Below are 22296 nucleotides of genomic sequence, written 5' to 3' on the forward strand. Positions count from 1 at the left end.
CTACTCCTCTCGAAGACGGCCCGCACGCGAGACCGGACAGGCCGGCTCATGGACGCCGGACCGGAGCCGGCGTGCCGGGATGCAATCCACATTCGGTCTTGCCGAACTGCTTCCAGCGGCCGGAACGAGGGTCCTCTCCGGGCGCGACCGGCGCCGTGCAGTACGTGCATCCGATACTCGGATAGTTTCGGTCGTGGAGCGCATTGTACGGAACGTCGTGGAGCCGGATGTAGGTCCAAACGTCCCCGGCGCTCCATCTCGCCAGCGGGTTGAATTTGACGAGCCCGAACCGCTGATCCCATTCGACCAGCCCGGCGTTCGCTCGGGTGGGCGCTTGGTCTCGCCGGATGCCCGTGATCCAGGCGGCGTAGCCCTGGAGCACACGGGCGAGGGGCTCCACCTTCCGGAGCCGGCAGCACTCGTCGGGGTTCCGCGCCCACAACGCGTCGCCGTATTCGGCCGCCTGCTGCTCGGGAGTCAGCCGCGACTTCACCTGAATCACTTGGCTCGGCGGCAGTTGATAGGTCGCCACGATGCGGTCGCGCACTTCGTAGGTTTCAGGGAACAAGAAATCCGTGTCCAAGTAAAAGAGCGGCACGTCGGGGTCGAGCCGATGGATCATATCGACGAGTGCCACGTCTTCCGCACCGAAGCTGCACGCGAGGATGAGCTTCGGCGAATAGTGTGCGATCGCATAGGCCAAGACGTCCCACGGCTGCTGGGACTCAAACGCATCGCTCAAGGCCTTGAGGGCCTCGGGGGATGGTCGGGTGGTCGGAGCGTCCGGGTTCACGGGTGAGTGCCTCGTTACCCGTCCGCTTTCTGGACGAGGATCTTGAAATGGGCCGCCGCGGGCTCCAACGGCTCCTGCGCCAGGATTGTATGCCCGTCGTTCCGGAGGCTCATGGGCACGTTCTTGATGGGCTCACCGGCATCCAACCACACCTCGAGCCGCTCGCCGGCTTCCATCATTTCGAGCTTGAGCTTCGTCTTCACGTAGTTGAGCGGGCAGGCGACGCCGCGAAGGTCATAGACGGGCGCGGCGGTCGTCTCCGGCGCCCGGCCCTGCTCGCGGTGGCCGTCCCCTGGCTGGCCCGGCGCCTCCGACGCCCCCGAGTCGGATTTCAGTTTCAGATCCTTGCCCATCTGCTCGGTGGCCGCTCGGCACGCCTCCACGAATCCCTGAGCGAAGGCGATCTTGCCCCGCACGAAGTCGGGGGAGGGTTCTTTGGGCCCCAGGTCGCCGATGTCCGCCGCCAGCGTCCGATAGGTGGCCGGCAGAATCCCGCGCGGCGCCAAGCGCCGCTCGAACTCGGTCAGGGTATCGGCGTCGGTCGCCGGGTCCAGCCCCTCGGTCACGAGCAGGGCCTTGACCGCCGCGAGCACGGCGCGATAGGCCTTGTTCACCGCGATACCATACTGATGCTTGTCGGTCAGCAGGCGGGCTTGATAGAGCTCCTGTTCCGCCTCCAGCATTCGGTTGTCGATCATCTCCAACGCGCCGCCCGCGCACTCGCCCGGTCCGAGATCCTCCAGCACGAATTCGTGCTCCCCTTCCCAATCATAGTAATAGGAAGGATCTTCTTCGAACGGGGGGACGATGGTGAACCCGATCAGCTCGTCTTTGAGCGCCGCCTTCCCGGCACGGTCGATGAAAGCGGGAAAGGACTCCCCCTGGCGACGGTCTCGGCGGTAGACCGCGAGCAGGTGGGAAACGGCTGCTGGAACGTTCTTCGCCGGCAGTTTCACCGTCATCTGCCCGATCTTCGCCGTGCCGTTGACCCGCCCGCCGAGGTGCAGCTCGTAATGTGGAGCGAAGTGGTCTCCGATCCGCTTCCCGACGCCGTGCAAACCGATCGTCGCAATGTGGTGTTGGGCGCACGAGTTGTGGCAACCGCTGATCTTGACGCTCACGCCGGCGAGATCGTCCGGGACGTGGCCCGGCGGAAAGATCTCGGCCATGGCCCGCGCCAGCCCTTTCGAAGAGGTGATCCCCAGCCCGCAGGTATCCGTGCCCGGGCACGCGATGATGTCCTCCACCAGCTCGGCTCCGGGATCGCTCAGACCATGGGCGGCCAGCTCGTGGTAGAGATCCTCGACGCGACCTTCCGGCACCCACCGAATGATGAGGTTTTGATTGATCGTCGTGCGGAGATTGCCGTTTGAATAGGTCTCGGCGAGGTCCGCGACGGCATACATCTGCGACGCGGTGATGTCGCCCATCGGCAGTTTGATCATGACCGCGGCATAACCGTCTTGTTTTTGGCGGAGGACGTTCGTGCGTTTCCAGGCCTCATAGGCCCCGTCCTGACCTGCGCCGTTCCCGTTCCCCGCGGCGTCCCCGTTCCCGGACGCCTTCGCCGAGCGCGGCATGATCAGCGGGGTGGGATGATCCTCATGCGACAAGAGGCGCACGGGAGCGCCGTTCGGCCGGGCATGGCCCATCGCGACGTAGGCCTCTTCCCAGCGGCGCTTGAATTCGGGAAATCCCAATTTGTCGATCACGAACTTCATGCGGGCTTTGTTGCGGTTCTTCCGGTTACCCAGCGCGTCGAACACCTTGAGCACCGCTTCAATGCTTGGGATCAGTTCGTCGATCGGAACGAAGTCGCGCAGGACCTGGGCGATGCGGGGAGCGGAGCCCAAGCCTCCCCCGACCGCCATGCGGAAGCCGATGGCCCCGTCGTCGCGGCGCGCCGCCAGGAGGCCGATGTCGTGGATCGGCGTGAGCGCGCAGTCGTGGCGGCAGCCCGAGAACGCAATCTTGAATTTCCGCGGCAAGCTTTGATTCAACGGATTGCGGAGCAGGTGCAGCGCAACGGTCTTGGCATAGGGGGTGACGTCGAACACCTCACCGGCACAGACACCGGCCAGATGGCAGGCCGTCACGTTCCGAACGGTGTTCGCGCACGCCTCGCGGGTAGTGAGCCCCACCTCTGCCAACTGCCGCATCATGGTCGGCACATCGTCGAGAAGGACGAAATGCAGCTGAATGTCCTGCCGAGTCGTGACATGGGCCACGCCGGTGGCATAGCGGTCGGCAAGCTCGGCGACGCGCCGGAGCTGGTTGGCCGTGAGGCCCCCGAACGGAATCTTGATCCGGAACATTTGAGCTCCGGGCTGCCGTTGGCCGTAGATGCCGTGTTGCAGGCGGAAGGGCTTGAAGACGTCGGCCGGGACTTCCCCGGCTTTCAGTCTCCGGACCTCCCCCTCGAACGTCTCGATTTCGTCGAGAATCTCCGGTGGTACGGGCTGGGTCTTGATCTCGGTGGTGGTTAGGGGAGCCATGGCATCTCCGTGGGATTGGTCTCAGATCAAATGTGGTACATCAACGCATGCTGCTGCTCGAGCTCGTGGTAGCGTTCCATCAACTCATGGACGGTCACGGCCGAAAGGACCTCGAGTTCAGCCCGGCGGACCCGTTCCCACACCGGCGCGAGCAGCGATTCCAGCTTCGTGCGCTCAGGGAGACGGCGCCCATCACGACGCGGATCGCGCGGCACCGAAAGCGGGCCGTCGAGAGCTTCGACGATGGCGGCCAGCGACAACTCGGAAGCGGGCTTGCTGAGGATGTACCCGCCTTGAGCCCCTCGTGTGCTCTCGATGAGGCCCGCCTTCTTCATCGCATGCAGGACCTGTTCGAGGAAACGCACCGGGATGCCTTGCCGTCGGGCAATGGACTTGGACTGAACGGGCAGCGCTCCGTTTTGGAGAGCCAGATCCACCGCGGCCATGATTCCATACGTGGCTTTGAGCGAGACCCGCATATTTGAGTATTCCGATAGGAATAACTTAATGAGCCAGTTTATTACACGGGAAACGACGACGTTGTCAAGAGGACTGGCCGAGAAGTCGGCCTTTCTGTGAGCAGGAGATCATCATTGACATCATCCAGGCCTTGGTGGATAATCCGCCCCTCTTCGGTGGGACCCATGACGACCCGGTCGGCTTCCTTCACGGTTCTGGTTCTCAGCCAGGATCAAGACCTCCAAAGCCACCTCAAGAAGAACCTCAAAGACGTCACGCTGGTGATGGCCAAGGATCTCGGATCCATCCCCAAAAGTAAACGTCCGTTCGATGCGGTCTTGGTCGAAGCCAAGCGCGGCGCGCTGACCGAGCTGGCGCAGGTGCAACGCGCGGTCGACCCGGCTCAAAGCATGGTCTTGACGGGCCCTGCGGACTTTCTCCGGCACGCCTGCGGCTTCCTCAACGGTATCCGCACTCAGAACGGGTACGTCGGCGCGAACAGCGAGAAGGTCTGCCTGGAGCACTACATCGAATCGAAGTTGGGCGAGTTCGTCAAAGGCATGAAGAGCACGGCCGGCCGGGATCTGCACCCCATGCTCATTTCAGCGGTCGAGCGACCGCTGATCACGTTCGCTTTGAAGGAGACGAACGGGAATCAGATCCAAGCGGCCCACCTGCTCGGGATGAATCGGAATACGCTGCGCAAGAAGATCAGCGAGCTGCGGATCGCCGTCAAACGGGAAAAAGGGCGCAAGGATTAACCCGCCTGCCAGCGACATCCTCCCGGTGAGCTCACCAGCGACGGGGTATGCTGTAAGCGTTTCAAATTCTTGACAGTATGGGCGGGCCTATATTAGCATGGCACCACATTAGGCGCGTAGCTCAGGGGGAGAGCGCTACCTTGACACGGTAGAGGTCGACGGTTCAAGACCGTCCGCGCCTACCATCCCGCCACAGGCATCGGACCGCCTTGCGGTGTGATGCCTTTTCTTTTCGTACAGGCGATGCGCAACGACGTTGCAGGCCCGTGCTCAGAGGAGCACGCAGGGTGGAAAGTTTGAAAGCGTATGAGCACGACGGCGGCTGATCGAGAGATCCAGGTGACGCTGAAAGGCGGGCGGAGCCAGCGCGTTCCGGCAGGGACGACGGTCTCGGCGGCCTTGAAGGCAGCAGGCGCGTTGTCGGACGCGGTGATTGCGGCTTTGGTGAACGGGGCGCCGATGGATTTGAGCGCGCCGTTGACGGAGGATGCGAGCATCGAGCCCCTCACCTTCGAGTCGCCCGAAGGCAAAGAGGTGTATCGGCACAGCAGCACTCACATCATGGCCCAGGCGGTCAAAGAGGTGTTCCCCACCGCCCAGTTGACGATCGGACCGGCGATCGAGGACGGCTTCTACTACGATTTCGCCTTCGATCGTCCGTTTACGCCCGAGGATCTGGAAAAGATCGAGGCCCGTGCGCTCGAGATCATCAAGGCCGACCGACCGTTCACGCGGATCGAGATGCCCAGGGAGCAGGGCATTCAGTTCTTCCGCGAGCGTGGAGAGCACTACAAGGTCGAGATCATCGAGCACTTCGAAGACCGAACCGTCTCGCTCTACGACCAAGGCGCCGGATTCGTCGATCTCTGCCGCGGGCCGCACCTCCCGAGCACGGGGCGCGTCGGCGCCTTCAAGCTGCTGACGACCGGGGGGGCCTACTGGCGCGGCGACGAACGGAATCCCATGCTCCAGCGCATTTACGGGACGTCCTTCCCGACCCGTGCCGAGCTGGACGCGTACTTGAACCGGCTGGAAGAGATCAAGCGGCGGGATCACCGGAAGCTCGGCAAAGAGCTCGATCTCTTCACCATCCAGGATGACATCGGTCCCGGCCTGGTCCTTTGGCATCCCAAGGGGGCCCTGGTGCGCCTGCTGATCGAGAATTTCTGGCGGGAGCAACATCTGAAGCACGGCTACGAAATCGTCTACTCACCGCACGTCGCCCGCCTGGACCTCTGGAAGACCAGCGGCCACGTCGACTACTACCGCGAGAACATGTTCGTCCCGATGAAGGTGGAAGCGAGCGAATACCAATTGAAGCCCATGAACTGCCCCTTCCACATCATGATCTACAAGTCGCACCTGCGGAGTTATCGGGACCTCCCGACCCGGTACGCCGAATTGGGGACCGTCTATCGGTACGAGCGTACGGGCGTGCTCCACGGGTTGCTCCGCGTGCGCGGCTTCACACAAGACGACGCGCACCTCTTCTGCCGCCCGGACCAGATCGAGGCCGAGGTCAGCCGGGTGCTCGATTTCACCTTCTCGATGCTCAAGACCTTCGGGTTCTCCGACTTCGAGGTGTACCTCTCGACACGGCCCGACAAGGCGGTCGGGTCGCTCGAGCGATGGGAACAGGCCACCGGGGCCCTGGAGGCAGCGCTCAAGAGTCGAGGGATCGCGTTCCGGATCGATCCGGGCGAAGGCGTCTTTTACGGCCCGAAAATCGACATCAAGATCAAGGACGTCCTCGGCCGGGCCTGGCAGTGCTCGACCGTGCAGGTCGACTTCAACAACCCGGAGCGGTTTGAGTTGGCCTATACCGGGGAGGACGGGAAGCCCCATCAACCGATCATGCTCCACCGGGCCCTATTGGGCTCCATCGAGCGCTTCTTCGGTATCCTGGTCGAGCATTTCGCCGGAGCGTTTCCGACGTGGCTCGCACCCGTCCAGGCCAGGATCCTCACGATCACGGACAAGCAACGCGACTATGCCTGCTCGGTCGAAGCCCAGCTCAAGGCGGCGGGACTGCGGGCGGAGGCGGACCTGCGCAACGAGAAGATGGGGTTCAAGATCCGGGAGGCCGAAAAGGCCAAGATCCCGTACATGCTGGTCGTCGGCGACCGCGAGATGGAGGGAGGGGCCGTGTCGGTGCGCGGGCGAAGCGGGGCCAACCTGGGCAGCATGACGGTGGCGGCGGTGATCGAACGGATCCAGTCGGAGATCCGGAAGAGTTTCGACGCGTAACATTCATCGAGGAGGTGGCTTATCGTTCCGAAGCTGAGGGTGAATCGGGAGATCCGTATTCGGGAAGTTCGGGTTATCGGCCCTGAAGGAGAGCAGTTGGGCATTCTCCCCACACCGGACGCGCTCCGAAAGGCGCAGGACATGGGGTACGACTTGGTCGAGGTCGCTCCCACGTCGCAGCCGCCGGTGTGCCGGATCATGGACTACGGCAAGTACAAGTATGAACTCAGCAAGAAGGAACACCAGAGCCGCCGACATCAAAAGTCCACGCAGGTCAAGGAAATCAAGCTGCGTCCCCGGACCGACAAGCACGACCTGGAGATCAAGATCCGGCAGATCAAGGAGTTCTTGGCCGAGGGCAACAAGACGAAGGTCACGGTCACGTTCCGCGGCCGCGAGATGGCGAACCAAGAGCTGGGCCGCGCGGTGATGAATACGGTGGTGGAGCAGTTGGCGGAATCCGGGACGATCGAGTATGCGCCCAGGATGGAGGGGCGCAGCCTGATCATGATCGTCGCGCCGAAGAGTTGACGGCGTCGCGCGGCGGAAACGAGCGAACAGGAGAAAGGACGCGAACATGGCCAAGTTGAAACTGAAGTCCCATTCGGGAGCGAGCAAGCGGTTCACCCGCACCGGCAGCGGCAAGCTCGTGCGACGAAAAGCCGGGCGGAGGCACCTCTTGACGAGCAAGGCCCGGGATCGCAAGCGCAGGCTCAAAGGCCTGGTGCCGGTGCAAGACACCGGGACGTACGCGATCAGCCGCCAGTTGCCGTATCAGGCGTAACACACCATCAGCTCAGGAACCAGCAGCCTTCACCTCTCGATGGCGGATGAGGAAGGCGTTCAGGTCAGGAAGGAGTGACAGATGCCACGCGTCAAAGGCGGTCCGAAAACCAGGCAGCGACGGAAGAAGCGGATCAAATTAGCCAAGGGGCAGTACGGGGCCAAGAGCCGGCTGTTCCGGACGGCGACGGAATCGGTCGACAAGGGGCAGGCGTACGCCTACGTCGAGCGGAAGAAGCGCAAGCGGAACTTCCGGCGGCTCTGGGTGACGCGGCTGAGCGCCGCGGTGCGCGCGCACGGCCTCACCTACAGCCGCTTCATCGCCGCGCTCAAGAAAGCCGATATCGGCCTGGATCGGAAGATGCTGTCCGAGATGGCCATTCACGATCCCGCGGGCTTCCAGAAGCTCGCCGACCTTGCGAAACAGCCGGCCTGAGCGGCCGCCAGACCATCCGAGGCTGAGGACGTGAAGCGGCAACCGCTTCCCCTCAGCCCGGGCCTCGCCCTTCCCGGTCATCCGCCTCGATCAGCCCTTCGATCAGCAGCTCGAACGCCGCCGTCGGCATGGCGATCTGCCAGCGTTCGAGCACTTCGGGGTGCACCTCGCCGATGACGCCCGCCATCCGTTCGCCGATGAAGAAACGGCCGGCCCGGCCCTCGAGGAACGACGGGTGCTCGACGGGCTCCAGGCGATAGGAGCAGCCGAGGTAGTAGCACAAGAGATCCAGGACCGAATGGATCTCGGAGAAGTTCGCCGTGGCATGCGTCACGACGGCGCCGAGCGAGAGCACGGTCCGTGAGCCGAGGTCGTGCAGCGGGTCCGGGATCGCGATCTCGCCGACCTCGAAGAGCCGATGCGGGTAGAAGGTCCGGGTCGAGACGGACTCGACGCGCAACAACGACGGGATGATCCACTGACGCAGGCAGCTATAGCTCTGCGTCATCACGTTCTCGACCTCGACGACCTGGCCCCAGCTCGTGCCGTCCAGCCGCATCCGTTCCACCAGCTCGCCGCGCGATGAGAGCAGGTTGGACATCATTTCTTGGAACCCGAAACCGACCATGAGGTCCCGCACGCGGTCCGAGAGCTGCTCCGCGCGCGACAACCCGCCGACCGTGAACGCCGCGGGCATGATCGGCGTGAAGCTCGCATACCCTCGGCTGATCGCGACGTCCTCGATGACATCGACCGGATGCATGAGGTCGTTCCGGTAGGGGGGCAGCTTGACGGAGACCTTCTCCCGCGTCACGGTGGCTTCGTAGCCGTAGTTCCGGAGCGCGACCCGGATCTCATCCGGATCGAGCTCTTGGCCGAGGGCCGACTCGATGATCCGGATCGGGATCGGGCGCGGTTTGCTCAAGTCGTAGGGGGTCCGCACGGTCTTCCCGAAGTCGGTCTCGTAGGGATAAGCGACGTCGACGGTCTCCACGGTCGCGCCTCGATCGGCGAGGTTCACGGCCATGATGTTGAGGGTCAACAGCACCATCGGCAAGTCAGTCCCGGTGACTTCGACGAGCAGCTCGCGATCACCGACCCGGACCTCGCCGATCTCGCGGCTGTTGATGATCGGGGGAAGCGAAAGGACCTGCCCCTCGTCGTCCATCAGGAGGGGCACCCGATCGAAAGGGGCGAGAATGGAGCCGTACTCGATCCCTTTGGGGTGGACGGCCAGGATGTCGCGGGCCGTCATCTTCTCCTCGAACCCGAGCGGGGTGAACCGTGCATCGTCGGGCTTGAAGAGCCCATAGGTGATCGGAAAGACGATCGCAGGAAGTCGGTACACGCCGATGGAGACCGTCTGTCGCTTGCGACCGAAGATCTCCGCCAGCTTCTCCTGAACCTGGATGAGTTGGGCGAGGCCCGCCTCCGTGATCTCGTACCCGACCGCGGTGCACGCGGCGACGTAGGGCCGGACGTGCTCAAGCCCGGGGCTCACGGTGAGCCGATGCGGGGACCGGGTCTTCGATCGGAAGAAAGGGTACGGCTGGGCTTCGCCGGCCAGCTTGGTGCGGATCTGCCGGGCGATCCCCTCGCAGGACCAGAGGTCGGGTCGGTTGCTGTCCTGCAGCTCGATCCGCAGCTCCCCGCTGTCGGTGTCGTGGTCCTTGAGCTCGCCCTTCACCAGCGGAAGCCACGATTCCAACTCCTCGACGCTGACCGAGTCCGAGGTCGCGCGCCCCAGCAGGCTGTCCAGATCGTGCCGGTTGATCGAGATGGTCGGCATGCTACGAAGAAAGAGGAGTGTGGACGGAGGATCGAGACGTGGACGGTTGAAAGCGCCAAGAGGCCGAAAGCCGCATCAGAACGTGCCTCGCATGCTCCGGACCAGATCGAGATCGCTGGTGAACAGGTCGCGGATGTCGTGAATGCCCAAGGCGACCATCGCCATGCGGTCGAGGCCCAGGCCCCAGGCGATCACCGGGACCTCGACTCCCAGCGGCAGCGTCACCTCCGGCCGGAAGAGGCCGGCCCCGCCGAGCTCCATCCAGCCCAACCGAGGATGACGCACATGGAGCTCGACCGACGGTTCGGTGAATGGAAAGTACGCGGGGAGAAATTTGCTTTCCTTCGCCTGCGCCACTTCCCGTGCGAAGAGGTCGAGCAGGCCGAGGAGCGTGCAGAAATTGATGTCGACGCCGAGCACGATGCCCTCGACCTGGAAGAAATCCGTGGCGTGAGTGGCATCCACCTGGTCGTAGCGGAAGCATCGCGCGATCGAGAAGTACTTGCCGGGAATCATCGGGCGCGCCGCCAGGGTTCGTGCGGACACCGCCGTGCCCTGGCTTCGCAGCACGAGCCGCCGCGCGCGTTCCCGGTCGTAGGCGTACCCCCATCCGGTGGAGCCGGTCTTGCCGCCGGTCTCGTGAGCCGCCGCCACTTTTTCCAGGTACGGGTCCGGGCTGCTGCGCGCGTGCGACGGATGTTTGACGAAGTAGACGTCGTGAATCGCCCGGGCCGGGTGGAACTGCGGCATGTACAGACTGTCCATGTTCCAGAATTCCGTCTCGACGAGCGAGCCGCGCATCTCTTGAAAGCCCATGCTGACGAGCTTGGCCTTGACGAGGTCGAGAAACTCCCGGTACGGGTGCTTGCGCCCCACCGCGATGCGGGGCGGCCGCAGGCTGATCGAGTACTTTCGGAAGCGTTTCGTGCGCCAGGCGCCGTCTTTGAGCAGGTCGGGCGTCAACTGGGAGACTTCCTCGCCCACCGCGCCTTTCAGCAGCGATTGCACGCTCTGGCCTTCGGGCGTCAGGGTGTACGCGCGTTCGGTCCGATCGTCGAGACGAAACGGTTCTCGGGCGTTCCCTCGCTTGACCGCATGCTGCTTGATCGTCTCCTGAGAGTCGGGGGGGAAGGTCGTCAGGTCCCGGGGGCCGCCGTGCAGCTGGGTGAGGAGCGCCCGCAGCGTTTCCGCCGTTCGGCTGGAGGTCCCCGTCGCTTCGACGATCCCGCCGGGCACGATCCGGATCGCGCCTTCCTTCTTGAGCGCCCCCACGGCGCCGCTCATCTCGGCGGGTTCGAGCCCTTCGCCGGCCTGGATGTCGTGAATCGTGAGCTGCTTGCCGGTCTGCTGCGCGTGGCGGAGGGCGGAGAGAATGCGCTCGATGGGCGCGGACTGCTCGAAATAACGCTTACCGACGTCCGTGAGCGACACGACGGTGCGGGTCTGCTCCTGTTCGATCCGGATGAGCGCTTTGGCGAGCAGCCATCCCACCGCCATACTGACTTGCGACGGGTCGAGGCTCGCGGCGGCCGCCAGTTCCCCTTCCTGGAGCGGGGACGGACCGGGATGGGTGCCGAAGGCCGAGAGGATCTTGACCTCCAGGGGATGCAGGCTGTCGATGAGGCCGGAGGGGTCGAGCATGTCTAGCGCTGCCGGGTCCCGTGGGAGGCCGCCGTTCGCTCCTCCGGCAGGGCCGATTGGCCCGCCTGTCGCAAGGCCGCGATCGTCGCCCGGTAGTCCTCCTGACAGAAGATCGCGGATCCGGCGACGAGCACGTCGGCTCCGGCTGCGATGATCTGGCCCGCGTTCTCCACCTTGACCCCGCCGTCGACTTCGAGCAGGGCCGGGCTCCCTCGGTCGTCGAGAAGCGCACGCGCCCGGCGAATCTTCGACAGCGTCCATTCGATGAAGCGCTGGCCGCCGAAGCCGGGGTTGACCGACATGATCAACAGCAGGTCGGCGTCGCCGAGGATTTCCTCCACGGTGGCGAGCGAGGTGGCGGGGTTGAGCGTCACACCGGCCTTGGCTCCGTGCTCCTTGATCGCGCACACCGTGCGGTGGAGGTGCGGACAGGTTTCGACGTGGACCGTGAGATAGTCGGCGCCGGCTTCGGCGAACTCGGCGATGAAGGCGTCGGGGTTCGTCATCATCAAATGGACGTCGAGCGGGAGCTTCGTGACCTTGCGCAGCGCCTCGACGATCGGCGGACCAGCGGTCAAGTTCGGCACGAAATGCCCGTCCATGACGTCCACGTGGACGAAATCCGCGCCGGCCGCTTCGACGCGCGCGACCTCGTCGGCCAGACGCCCAAAATCGGCCGAAAGGATCGACGGCGCGATGCGCACGTGCCGAGGCATGGGATTAGAGGGCCTTTGTGAGGCGGGCGGCAAAAAATCCATCCATGGACTGGGGTGCGAACATCGTCGAGAGCTCGCCGGCGGGTGTCACGAGCATCCGGCCGGCAGGGGGCACGAACGGCGCCACCGACTGGCGGGAAAACTCGGGATGGGCGGCGCAGAAGGTCTCGATCACCCGTTCGTTTTCCTCAGGTTCCGTTGAGCACGTACTATAGACGATGACGCCGCCGGGCCGCAAGAGATGCGCCGCCTCGGCGAGAATCGCCGCCTGTCTGACGGCGTGCTCCGCGAGCTCGGATGCCGACCGTCGCCATTTCGCTTCGGGATGGCGCCGCAGCACCCCGAGCCCGCTACACGGGGCGTCGACGAGGGCACGGTCGAAGGGCCGGGCGAGCTCCGCGACCTGATCCGGCGGGAGGCGGCTCTCCGCGACGGCGTCGCGCAATCGGGCGGCGTCGACGAGGATCGGCGTGATGATCGAGATCCCCAACCGGCGACAGTTCTCGTCGAGCAGGTGCAGGCGCCGCCGGCTGGCATCGAGCGCGACGAGCGTGCCGCGGTTCTCCATGAGCGCCGCCAGATGCGTGGCCTTTCCCCCTGGTGCGGCGCACGCATCGAGAATCCGTTCACCGGGCCGAGGGTCCAGCAGCGGCGGAACGAGTTGCGCCGCTTCATCCTCGATGTAATACGCGCCCTCGGGAAACAGCGGGAGCTCGGTGACGACCCCGTGTTTGTCGAGGACGATCCCGTCGCGGCTCACCTCCGTGGGGCGGGCACGGAGCCCGAGCGACTCGAATCGCTCGAGCAAGGCGGGCCGCGTGATATGCAAGGTGTTCGTCCGGACGGTCAAGGGTGGCGTCTCGAGCGTCCGGCGGCACAGGTGCGCGGCGCGTTCCGCTCCGTAGCGCTCCACCCACCGCTGGACGAGCCACGGCGGACAGGCGTAGCGAACGGAAAGGGCATGCGCGGGATCCACGGCCGGGTCGGGCCACGGAGGCGCCGGGGTGCGCAGCAGGGCTCTGAGCACGGCATTGACGAACCCACTCCAGTCACGGCCCGGCAAGGACTTGACCAGCTCGACCGATTCATTCACCGCCGCCGAGTCGGGAACGCGCGACAAGTGCAGGATCTGATACGCGCCCAGGCGGAGCGCCGTCAGGACCGCGAGCGGGAGCCCCGCCATCGGCCGGGTGGAGACCTGCTCGAGGCGCCAGTCGAGCGTCAGGCGATGGCGCAGGACGCCGTACACCAGCTCCACGGCCAACGCGCGGTCGCGGGGGGCGAGGGGCGGCGAGGCCGCCGCGAAGGCGCGATGCAGCAGCTCATCGGCGAGCGCGTCGCGGCGCTCGAGCTCTTGAAGGGTGCGAAACGCGACCGCCCGTGCGCCGCGGAGAATCGGCCCCGCCATGGATCAGGGAGACGGGGCGGCGTGCAGCCGGAAGCCGGGCTGGAGGCGATGACCGGCGAGGTACTGCTGAGCCGTCATGCGGCGGCTGTTGGCCGGTTGCAGCTCCAGGATGGCAAGGAGTCCCTTCCCGGTGGCGACGTGCAGCCTGTCTTTGGCGGCGGCGACGACGGTGCCGGGGGGAAAAGATTCCGGTGGCGTCGCGTCGACGGGGACGGCCCGCCAAATGCTCCACCGTTCCTCCCCGGCAAAGGTGAAGGCACCCGGCCATGGGTTGAGCCCCCGGACGCGATTGGCGATGTCCACCGCGGATAAGCTCCAATCGATCACGCCCTGTTCCTTGTCGATCATCGGCGCCATCGTCGCCTGCGTGTGGTCCTGAGGCCGCGGCGTGAGGGTCCCCGCTTCGAGCCTGCGGATCGTCTCGACGAGCAGGCGCCCGCCGACGGCCGCGAGCTTCGTCGAGAGCGAGCCGGCCGTGTCGTCCGGCGCGATCGGGACGCGCTCCTGCAGCAGCATGGCGCCGGTATCCATCCCGGCATCCATCAGCATCGTCGTGATCCCCGTTTCCCGTTCGCCGTTGATGATCGCCCACTGGATCGGGCCGGCGCCGCGGTATTTGGGCAGTAGCGACGCATGGACATTGATGCAGCCTCGGGGCGGGAGCTCGAGAACGATCGGCGGCAGGATGCGGCCGAACGCCGCCACCGCGATCAAGTCCGGCTGCCAGGCCTTCAAGGCCTCGATGAAGGCCGGGTCCTTCATTTTCGTCGGCTGCAGGATCGGAAGCCCCGCCGCGAGCGCGAGCTGCTTGATCGGCGACGGGGTGACCTCGTGGCCGCGCCCCTTCGGCTTGTCCGGCTGAGTGACGACGCCGACGACCGTGTCCTCGGAATCCAACAAGGCCTGAAGCGACGGCACGGCAAACTCCGGCGTCCCCATGAAGACGATGCGCATGCTACCGCTTTAGCATTCCTCCTAGGCGAAAGCAATGCTCGCCGCTTCGCCTTGACGCCGCCTTCTCCGGTTTGTTAGCATCCGCGTGCGGGGTGGAGCAGTCTGGTAGCTCGTTGGGCTCATAACCCAAAGGTCGAAGGTTCAAATCCTTCCCCCGCAACCAACCCTGACACGGAGACAAGGCCCCGGCGATGCGCGTCGCCGGGGCCTTTTTGTTTGGTTCAACAGAGCGATTCGAACGGGTTCGATGGAGATGACGTCGGCGCGGAGGGGCGGTCAGCAGTTACAGCCTTTGACGAGGAGGGCGGCGTTCTTTTTGAGCGTGGTCATCATCCAGTCGATGCGGGCCGCACTCCCTTGCTCGCCGAGCACGAGCGCCGGAGGCTCGTAGAAGACGTTGGGACAGGTCCGATCGCCGACGAGCGCCACCGGGTGGGTCCGCAGGACGTCCTGGAGGATTTGCGGGGGAAATTGGGAGAGATTGTAGTAACACAGGATCGTGAGCTTCCAGTTCGGCGTGTAATCGTTGAGCAGGGCTTCGAAGGCGATGAGTTGATCGCACCCAATGATCAACGCCCAGCTCATGTCGGCGACCACCCGCAAGCCGGTATACCCGCGCTCGAGGGTGTCGCGCACGGCCCGCTCGAGCAGCTCGATCATGAGGATCGGCTCGAACCGCGCATAGCGCAGGAACGTATGGTAGCGATTCAACACTTCGGCGCGACCTTCTTGCCGAAGCCGGGCGAGCTCGAGCCCTTGGCGGGCGAGCTCGTGCTCGAGGCCGATGTCCAATTGCTCATTGGCGATGTAGAGACATCGCTCTCCGCGCCCCAAGCCGTGCTCGATGAAGGGCGCGAGGACCTTCCCTTGCTCGTCGATCGCGCTCGTCAACAGACAGGCGTGATCGCCCGGCTGGAGGTCCTTGAGCTCAAAGACCTGTCTCATCATTCGTCTCCTTGGACGGATCGGGCAACAGATATTTGTGCTCGGCTCCGCGCTGCTGTTTCAGGACCTCGGTCTCTTGCTGGAGTCGAAGGAGGCTGAGGTCCCGGGCCACGACGATCTCCTTCAAGCGCGCGAGGTCGTTCGCTTGGCGTTCCACCACCGAGCGCATCCGTTCGAGGTCGAGGAGCGCCTGCTCACCGAGACGCACGTCCTGCCCGATCGCCATGACGCCGAGAAGGCGGCCCTGCTGATCGCGCAGCGGCGAGAGGTGAAGGGCGAGGCTCATCGGGCCCCCGGAGTCCCGCACGGGATGCACGACGATCTCACGGCGGACCCCCCGCTCCGCCGTTTCACGGACGGCGCCGGTCAAGGTCCATCGCTCTCCCGGGGTGAGCACCGCGGAGGCGCTCAGCCCGATCGGGTGATTCAGTTGAAGCCCGAGGAGCTCGGAGGCGGCCGCGTTGGCCTGCACGACGACGCACTGGGCGTCGCTCAGAAAGGCGGGAAGGGGGGCCTGCTCGATCAGGGCCGCGGCCGCGTGCGAGCGGAGGAAATCCTTCTCGCTCCGTTCCCAAGCGGCCGTTTGGCTCCGGAGCGATTGGGTATGCTTGGCGAGCTCGACGAAGCAGGCAACCTTGGACCGCAGCACATGGGGGTCGGCCGGCTTGAAGATGAAGTCTACGGCCCCGAACGCATAACCTCGCGCGACGTCCGTGTCCTCTTTCGAGTAGCCGGTGACGAAAATGATCGGGACCGTGCGGGTGCGACTTCGCTGCCGGATCAGCGAGGCGGTCTCATACCCACTCAACCCCGACAATCGGATGTCGAGCAGGATCACCCCGACGTCGGCGGCCAAGAGATAACGGAGCGCCTCCTCTCCCGACTGAACCATCACGAGGTGCCGGTCGGGTCCGGCAAGCACTTCCTGCCATGCCAGGAGGCACTCGGCGCTATCGTCGACGAGCAGGATATTGACCTTCTGACCGGGCGAAGGCATCGGGTCGGACGGCTGAAACCCACGGCCTTCGAAGCTCAACTCGGCTTCCACGACCCCTCCTCGGCAAACGCGACAGTCTAGATCGTCGGGGCCCCAACGGTCTGTCCGTCTGTGGCCTACAGATCGGGCGGCGCCCCTTCCCGCGCGGCACCCTGAGGAGTTCGATGAAGGCGAGGAGAAAGAACGTGCTTCCAGGATCTCGAGCCCTCTTCGATGACGCCCTGGAAGGACCGATCCATCGACCAGGCGTGTCCAAGAAGTGGAAAGGATCGTGTTCCGGAGCGACCTCTCGAAGCCCGCCGCGCGACGCGCCGGGCGAGTGGTGGCGCGCCGCTCAGACGGGGGATGGGTCGGGCGAGAGGGAATCGGCGGATGAGCCAAGGCCCGGCAGGGCCGGAACGCCGGCGGCGCGGCGGGCCAGGCATCAAGCGATCATCCGGTACAGCGCCTCGCCGTCCATGGCGGAAGACGGTGAGGGTGGTCGGGCCTCACGACTTCGCGAGAGGAGGCGGCCCCGCAGGGGCATAGCGCTCGGCGACGCGCGAAAGGCCCTCGCTGAGCGTTTCGCCCTGCTTGAGCATGAAGGACGTCCGGGTCCCGGCGGCGTCCTCGAACAGCGCATAGTCCCCTAGGTCGGTTTGCCAGACGCCGCAGAAACGGAGCGCGGTCACGCGCTCCAACTCGCTCCGCAAGGCCAACAGCTCCTCTCTCATCGCGGCTCTCCTCCTCCGGCCACCGCCGCGGGCGGCGGTGCTCCGACCGTCAGGCTTGATTCAACGCTTCACGGACGACTTGGGCAAGTGCATGGCGGTCGACCGGCTTGGAGAGAAATCGGGCGCTGGCGGCGAGTGGGGCCGGCGGCGCTTCCTCCCGATGACCGGAGATCAGCAGGACGGGAAGGGCGGGACGGATGGCTTTGATCCGGTTCAGCAACTCGGTGCCTTTCATCTCCGGCATCCGGACGTCTGAAATCACCAGGTCGTAGTTGAAATAGGCGACGGCTTCGTAGGCGCGTTGGGCCGACACGCACTGCGCGACTTCCACGCCGGGCAGGCGGGACCGGAGGGTTTCAGCCATCGCATCCAGGGCAACGGGATCATCATCGACGACGAGAATCTGTTTCGTCATGGCATGGCTCCTTGGTCACTGTGCTACGCCGCAACGCTTCCGGGCTCCTCCCATCGAATGACGTAGTGGTCTTCACGATAGTAGTGAGGGCCATCGTGATGGAGGGAGCCTTGGCACTGAATCACCGTATGCCGGCCCAGGCGATCGTGGTCATGCCCGGCCGGACAGCGGTCCGGATCATAGGTGTTCATGATCGTGGTCCTCCTTGCGCGGCGTTGTCATCGGTCCTCGCGCCTCGGCCGCCCGGGCGACGAGCTCGGTCACCAGCCGGAGCGTTTCCGGCGACAGGTGATCGGCAAGCACGGTTTGCCAGCGCTGGCGTTCGGCATTGACGGCCAAACGGCCGATCAGCTCCGCCTCACCTGTTCGTGTCCAATACCCCCGCGGATCGGCGACAAGGTCCATGGCGCGCCTCCTTGTAGGTGAAATGGGACAATCAAGTACCAGAAGACCGACACTAAACATGCCTACTATCCTACCTCTATTTGCGAAAAAGAAAATCGGGTGAAGTGTGGGCGTGCGAGTACGTAATCGAAATCGGGTGCCGCGGCGCAGAGCCCGCCGATGGCGGAAGAGGGCCGTCTCATCGAGAATGACGGCAACAGAAACGGAGGTGCGCGATGCCGAACACGAACGCGTCCTTTTCCCCGGCCACCCGGACCGAGCGCTTTCAACGTGGCCTGGACAAGCTCGAGCGCTTGATGAGCCGGCGGCCGCTCGATAGCGCGGCGCTGGCGGCCTTCGACGCCGAGGTCGAAGAGCTCCTGGCGCAGACGTACGGGCCGGCGGACTCCCGTGTTCAGGCCTACAAATATGCCGTGGTGGCGGAGGCCGCCTCCGTGGTCAACATGCCGGAGTCCGCACAAGAGGCGCCGCAGGATGTGCCCATGAAGGCTCTGCAGCAGCGGCGTCAGGTGCTCGAAGGGTGCTTCGCGGAGCTGCAAGAGGCGGAGGCGCAGGAGGCTCAGGCGCTGACCGGCGAGGACCACGAAGATCCGCCCATGAAAAGCTGAGCCGGCCAGGAGGAGTTGGAGATCGAGACCCTGCAACGGCGGCGAGGGAGGGGACATGGCTCTCTTTGGATCGGTTTCGCTGATCGCGGGCATCATCGGCTTGATCGTGCTGTTCCGCGGGCAGCGACGCCGGCCGGGGGCGAAGCGGCTGGAGTGAGGGCGAAGAGTACGGATGAGAAGGAGCGGTCAGGCCTGCGGCTCGTCGGGCGGGTCGATCGGCCCGGCCCATTCCCCACCGGTCACGTGCACGTCATCGAACGAGCCGTCCGGCCATTGAAAATATCCAGCCTGGTCCACTTCGACGACGATCGGGCAGGGGTCGTGGTACGTCCCCCGATGCCAATACCACCCGGGCGTCGCCGGCTTGTCCGTCGACCACTGGAGTCTACGGGCCAGATGGTGAACGGTGCGTTTCGTCATGCCCTCCACCGTACACCAATGTCCCAGAAATGAGAAGAGGCTTGGCGGGCGGGACCGCGCGGTCGGCTCCTACGACGGGATCTCTCCGTCCTGCGGCGGTCACGAGAGGCTCGTGCGCTCACTCGTCGAACGGGCTGAAGCTCCGGGGGAGCTGAAAGAGGGAGTCGGAAAGAGGCCGGAATCCCACGTGCCGGTACTCGACGACCCAGCCGTCGTCCTTGCGTGCGAGCTTGAGCGGAAACTGGATGTCCTCGGCGAGCCATTGATAATAGACGTACGTGCGGCGCTCGGCGCCTTCCTGGGTCGTCACCTCATAGAGCGTGGTCGGATGGCCGTCCAAGACCTCGGTGCCGACCGGCTCGCGCGCGATCTCCCCGTCCATCCGCGCCGTGACCTTCGGCTCGTGCTCAGGGGCGAAGGGCACGGCCTTGAAGTGCTTGAGCCGAGGGAGCAGCAGCCAGATCACCTGCTTGTCCTCTCGGACGATCGTGACCTGAACCGGCCCCGGGTCGTTGTGCTCGAGGCGCCAGCGGTCGTCCCGATAATAGATCGTCGCCTTCCGGACGTGGCCGTCGATTCGTGTGATCTGCTCCGCGGAAAATTCCAGCGCGGCGGCCGGGGCGGCGGCGGTGAGGAGGAAGAGCACAAGGAATCGGCTGACCACGATCGACGGCATGTCCGAGCCTCCCGTCGCTTCTACTGTACCGCGGTCTGGAAATTTTGGTCGTCGGCCGAGTACGCCGGGAGCGCCCGAAACCACCTACGGGTCAATCCCATGGGACGACGTGGTCGTAGCCGGGCAACCGCTTGGTTTTCCTCGTCGCATGTGGTACAGGGTGCAGCCGTCCCGGGGGGCGTCGGGCCTGAGACAGCACGGTCCTGGATTTCCGTCCTCGCGGGGCCCGGACCCGTCGCATGCTGAGAGGACGTTGAGCGTCTCGGTCTCTGCGTTTCGTCGCCTGTCCCGGTCACGACTGCTCCACTCGGTCGCCGCCGGCCTCGTCTTCCTCCTCCTCGAGGCCGCTCCGGCCATCGCCGCCGAAGAGGCCCCCGCCGACGGCCTGTGGCGCTACGGCGCGTTTACGGACCTCGCCTACACGCTCGACTTCAACTTTCCTCAGAATCACCGCTTCCGCAATCGAAGCACCACGCCGCGGGTGAACGAGCTGAACCTTGTATCTTTCACCTGATCTTTTACTATGACGCGAGCATGAACCCCGGACGTGATAGGCCGATGAACCTTCGGTCCCGTAGACCGTGGTTGAGCGTGGTCGTCACGTCCTTGCCTCCCCAAGCTCGTACAGTTGCCTGGGCCGTGAGCCCGCATCGTGGCAAGGCCGAGCGAGTCGGAGGCCTTCACGAGGAGGAGCACCCATGACTGACACGCCTCGCTTTGTTGGCATTGACGTCTCCAAGGAGCAGCTTGACTGCGCCGAGCGGCCGTCGGGGGCGCGGCAGGTGGTGCCGTACACCGAGGCCGGTCTCAAGGCGTTGGTGGAGCAGTTCCAAGCCGCGCGTCCGGTCGCCATCGTGGTCGAGGCGACGGGGCGCCTCGAACTGCCGCTGGTGAGCGCCCTGGCGGCTGCGGGGCTGCCGGTCTGCGTCGTCAATCCGCGGCAGGTGCGCGATTTTGCCAAAGCCACCGGGCGGTTGGCCAAGACCGATGCGCTGGACGCCGCCGTCCTGGCGCAGTTTGCCGAAGCGGTCCGGCCGGCGCCCCGGCCGATCGCCGATCAGGCCACCCAGGAGCTGCGGGCGCTGCTGACCCGCCGGCGGCAGCTCCTGGACATGCGGACCGCCGAGCAGAACCGCCTGGGGACGGCGCCCCGGCGTGTGCAGCGCCAACTCGAGGCCCATCTCGCCTGGCTGGACCGCCACCTTGCCCAGGTCGATGAGGAGCTCTCGCAGTTGATCCAGTCGCTGCCGCTGTGGCGCGCAAAGGAGGATCTGCTGCGCAGCGTGCCGGGCGTTGGCCCGGTGATGAGCCGCACGCTCCTGGCGGAACTCCCGGAACTCGGCACCCTGAGCCACAAACACCTGGCGGCCTTGGTCGGGGTGGCGCCGCTCAACCGCGACAGCGGCACGCTGCGCGGCCGGCGCACCTGCTGGGGCGGCCGCGCCCCCGTGCGGCAGGTCCTCTATATGGCGACGCTGGTCGCGGTGAAGTGGAATCCGGTGATCAAGGCGTTCTATGGCCGACTCCGGGCCGTCGGCAAGGCGCCCAAGGTCGCCCTGGTCGCCTGCATGCACAAGCTCCTGACCATTCTCAACGCGATGGTCAAACATCAATCACCGTGGCGAGTCAGCTCGCCCGCTTGACAATCAAGACAGTTGCTCAACATGGCCGGTGTCGAGATCAAAAAAGACGTCTCCTCGGCGTCGCGATGGGGCATGGACCTCCTGGTGCACGGGGGGGAGGACGCCAAGGAGTTCGGCTTCGCCACGAATGCGCCGCGTGTCGGCGGGGGGAACGTCCTGCGCCATTTCGGTCGCGCCAACGTCTCCTACCTGGCTCCCATCGGCACCGGGCTCACCATCCAGGCCGGGCTGTTCAACAGCTTCATCGGCTACGATGCGTTGTATGCCAAGGACAACTTTTCGTATACGCGTCCGTGGGGCGGCGACTATACCCCGTACCTGATGTTCGGGGTCAACGCCACGTACGCGTTCAACGAGCGGTGGGCGGCCGCCCTCTTCGTCATCAACGGCTATGCGCACTTGGCGCACCCGAACAACGCGCCGAGCTACGGGGCGCAGACGACCTATACGCCGACCGCGTCATGGACCGTGAAAGAGACCATCTACGCCGGTCCCGATCAGGCGAACACGGCGGTGCAATTCTGGCGACTGCTCTCCGATACGATCGTCGAGTGGAAAGGCGAGGCGGCGACCATCGCGTTCGAATATCAGATCGGAACGGAGGAGCTCGCACGGCCCGGCTCTCCCCGCGCCTTCTGGACCGCGGCGCAACTGCCGCTCCATTGGCGATGGACGCCGGCATGGAGCGCGACCGTCCGTCCCGAGGTGTATTGGGACCGGAACGGCCGGCTGACCGGCGGGGAGCAATTCATCCGGGCCATCACGGCCACGGTCGAATATCGCCTGGCGGCGGGACGGGCCAACACGATGGTCAGGTTGGAATATCGTCACGATGAATCGCGTGGCCCAGGCGGAGGCTTCTTCGTCGACGGCGAAATTCGGCCGGGTGTGATCGGCCTCACGCCGGCGCAGCATCTGCTCATCCTCGCTCTGATTTGGACGTTCGACTCCCCTCTTCCTGCGCGCTGACCGCCCGCGTGCATCGGTGGCAC

General features: G+C 65.1%; 25 protein-coding genes and 2 tRNA genes. 11 read left to right on the forward strand and 16 right to left on the reverse strand.

All coding sequences use genetic code 11. The features are described 5' to 3' along the window. Window positions 1-46: 46 nt before the first annotated feature. Genes ACWHYV_RS00665 through ACWHYV_RS00675 form a run of 3 tightly spaced genes read right to left on the reverse strand, consistent with a single transcriptional unit; the run spans window position 47 to window position 3767 of the window. Entirely contained in the window at window positions 47-793 is a 747-nt protein-coding gene (locus ACWHYV_RS00665) for a phosphoadenylyl-sulfate reductase (RefSeq protein ID WP_447978740.1), read from the reverse strand. 14 nt (window positions 794-807) lie between these two features. Then, window positions 808-3288, reverse strand: coding sequence for a sulfurtransferase TusA family protein (locus tag ACWHYV_RS00670; protein ID WP_447978741.1), 2481 nt, complete (start codon window positions 3286-3288; stop codon window positions 808-810). 26 nt (window positions 3289-3314) lie between these two features. Then, window positions 3315-3767, reverse strand: coding sequence for an RrF2 family transcriptional regulator (locus ACWHYV_RS00675; protein WP_447978742.1), 453 nt, complete (start codon window positions 3765-3767; stop codon window positions 3315-3317). Between the two features lie 165 nt (window positions 3768-3932). Here ACWHYV_RS00675 and ACWHYV_RS00680 point away from each other — a divergent pair, with 165 nt between their 5' ends. From ACWHYV_RS00680 to rplT, 6 genes are all read left to right on the forward strand, one after another. Then, window positions 3933-4508, forward strand: coding sequence for a helix-turn-helix domain-containing protein (locus tag ACWHYV_RS00680; RefSeq protein ID WP_447978743.1), 576 nt, complete (start codon window positions 3933-3935; stop codon window positions 4506-4508). A 110-nt stretch (window positions 4509-4618) separates the two neighbouring features. Next, a tRNA-Val gene (locus tag ACWHYV_RS00685) sits at window positions 4619-4693 on the forward strand. Window positions 4694-4814: 121 nt separating this feature from the next. Continuing rightward, window positions 4815-6755, forward strand: a complete 1941-nt coding sequence (gene thrS, locus ACWHYV_RS00690) for a threonine--tRNA ligase (protein ID WP_447978744.1) — start codon at window positions 4815-4817, stop codon at window positions 6753-6755. A 39-nt stretch (window positions 6756-6794) separates the two neighbouring features. After that, window positions 6795-7286, forward strand: coding sequence for a translation initiation factor IF-3 (gene infC, locus ACWHYV_RS00695; RefSeq protein ID WP_447978745.1), 492 nt, complete (start codon window positions 6795-6797; stop codon window positions 7284-7286). 46 nt (window positions 7287-7332) lie between these two features. After that, complete coding sequence (gene rpmI / locus ACWHYV_RS00700) at window positions 7333-7539, forward strand: 50S ribosomal protein L35 (RefSeq protein ID WP_447978746.1); 207 nt, start codon at window positions 7333-7335, stop codon at window positions 7537-7539. A gap of 81 nt (window positions 7540-7620) precedes the next feature. Further along, window positions 7621-7974, forward strand: a complete 354-nt coding sequence (gene rplT, locus ACWHYV_RS00705) for a 50S ribosomal protein L20 (RefSeq protein ID WP_447978747.1) — start codon at window positions 7621-7623, stop codon at window positions 7972-7974. 52 nt (window positions 7975-8026) lie between these two features. On the opposite strand, the gene pheT is transcribed toward rplT, so the two are convergent. From pheT to fmt, 5 genes are all read right to left on the reverse strand, one after another. Then, on the reverse strand, window positions 8027-9763 hold the full coding sequence (gene pheT, locus ACWHYV_RS00710) for a phenylalanine--tRNA ligase subunit beta (protein WP_447978748.1): 1737 nt from the start codon (window positions 9761-9763) through the stop codon (window positions 8027-8029). Window positions 9764-9838: 75 nt separating this feature from the next. After that, complete coding sequence (gene pheS / locus ACWHYV_RS00715) at window positions 9839-11404, reverse strand: phenylalanine--tRNA ligase subunit alpha (protein ID WP_447978749.1); 1566 nt, start codon at window positions 11402-11404, stop codon at window positions 9839-9841. Between the two features lie 2 nt (window positions 11405-11406). Next, entirely contained in the window at window positions 11407-12120 is a 714-nt protein-coding gene (rpe, locus tag ACWHYV_RS00720) for a ribulose-phosphate 3-epimerase (protein WP_447978750.1), read from the reverse strand. Window positions 12121-12124: 4 nt separating this feature from the next. Beyond that, window positions 12125-13528, reverse strand: a complete 1404-nt coding sequence (rsmB, locus tag ACWHYV_RS00725; protein WP_447978751.1) for a 16S rRNA (cytosine(967)-C(5))-methyltransferase RsmB — start codon at window positions 13526-13528, stop codon at window positions 12125-12127. Between the two features lie 3 nt (window positions 13529-13531). Next, on the reverse strand, window positions 13532-14482 hold the full coding sequence (gene fmt / locus ACWHYV_RS00730) for a methionyl-tRNA formyltransferase (protein WP_447978752.1): 951 nt from the start codon (window positions 14480-14482) through the stop codon (window positions 13532-13534). A gap of 86 nt (window positions 14483-14568) precedes the next feature. Between fmt and ACWHYV_RS00735 the strand changes: the two genes are divergently transcribed. Next, a tRNA-Met gene (locus ACWHYV_RS00735) sits at window positions 14569-14645 on the forward strand. 113 nt (window positions 14646-14758) lie between these two features. Here ACWHYV_RS00735 and ACWHYV_RS00740 read toward each other — a convergent pair. From ACWHYV_RS00740 to ACWHYV_RS00765, 6 genes are all read right to left on the reverse strand, one after another. Then, entirely contained in the window at window positions 14759-15430 is a 672-nt protein-coding gene (locus ACWHYV_RS00740; RefSeq protein ID WP_447978753.1) for an MEDS domain-containing protein, read from the reverse strand. Next, entirely contained in the window at window positions 15411-16475 is a 1065-nt protein-coding gene (locus ACWHYV_RS00745; protein WP_447978754.1) for a response regulator, read from the reverse strand. The genes ACWHYV_RS00740 and ACWHYV_RS00745 overlap by 20 nt, the downstream gene beginning before the upstream one ends. Window positions 16476-16912: 437 nt before the next feature. After that, the gene (locus tag ACWHYV_RS00750) at window positions 16913-17137 is read right to left on the reverse strand and encodes a hypothetical protein (RefSeq protein WP_447978755.1); all 225 of its coding nucleotides are present in this window, start codon (window positions 17135-17137) and stop codon (window positions 16913-16915) included. 49 nt (window positions 17138-17186) lie between these two features. Next, window positions 17187-17552: a response regulator gene (locus ACWHYV_RS00755; RefSeq protein WP_447978756.1), complete on the reverse strand. Its 366-nt coding sequence runs from the start codon at window positions 17550-17552 to the stop codon at window positions 17187-17189. 23 nt (window positions 17553-17575) lie between these two features. After that, window positions 17576-17743, reverse strand: coding sequence for a hypothetical protein (locus ACWHYV_RS00760; protein WP_447978757.1), 168 nt, complete (start codon window positions 17741-17743; stop codon window positions 17576-17578). Next, entirely contained in the window at window positions 17730-17957 is a 228-nt protein-coding gene (locus ACWHYV_RS00765) for a hypothetical protein (protein WP_447978758.1), read from the reverse strand. Before ACWHYV_RS00765 ends, ACWHYV_RS00760 begins: the two co-directional genes overlap by 14 nt. Window positions 17958-18172: 215 nt before the next feature. Between ACWHYV_RS00765 and ACWHYV_RS00770 the strand changes: the two genes are divergently transcribed. Next, window positions 18173-18565, forward strand: a complete 393-nt coding sequence (locus ACWHYV_RS00770) for a hypothetical protein (protein WP_447978759.1) — start codon at window positions 18173-18175, stop codon at window positions 18563-18565. 186 nt (window positions 18566-18751) lie between these two features. Here ACWHYV_RS00770 and ACWHYV_RS00775 read toward each other — a convergent pair whose 3' ends face one another. Further along, window positions 18752-18985, reverse strand: a complete 234-nt coding sequence (locus ACWHYV_RS00775) for a hypothetical protein (protein ID WP_447978760.1) — start codon at window positions 18983-18985, stop codon at window positions 18752-18754. Between the two features lie 118 nt (window positions 18986-19103). Beyond that, window positions 19104-19661 (reverse strand): hypothetical protein, encoded by a 558-nt coding sequence (locus ACWHYV_RS00780; RefSeq protein ID WP_447978761.1) that lies wholly within the window; start codon window positions 19659-19661, stop codon window positions 19104-19106. Window positions 19662-19914: 253 nt separating this feature from the next. On the opposite strand from ACWHYV_RS00780, the gene ACWHYV_RS00785 reads away from it, so the two are divergent. The 3 genes from ACWHYV_RS00785 (at window position 19915) to ACWHYV_RS00795 (ending at window position 22273) form a co-directional block, all read left to right on the forward strand. Then, complete coding sequence (locus tag ACWHYV_RS00785) at window positions 19915-20175, forward strand: hypothetical protein (RefSeq protein ID WP_447978762.1); 261 nt, start codon at window positions 19915-19917, stop codon at window positions 20173-20175. 184 nt (window positions 20176-20359) lie between these two features. Further along, complete coding sequence (locus ACWHYV_RS00790; protein ID WP_447976880.1) at window positions 20360-21304, forward strand: IS110 family transposase; 945 nt, start codon at window positions 20360-20362, stop codon at window positions 21302-21304. Between the two features lie 21 nt (window positions 21305-21325). Further along, a complete protein-coding gene (locus ACWHYV_RS00795) occupies window positions 21326-22273 on the forward strand; it encodes an outer membrane beta-barrel protein (protein WP_447978763.1) in 948 nt (315 codons plus the stop codon). The last annotated feature ends 23 nt before the right edge of the window (window positions 22274-22296 follow it).

This window comes from Candidatus Nitrospira bockiana, from assembly GCF_965152565.1.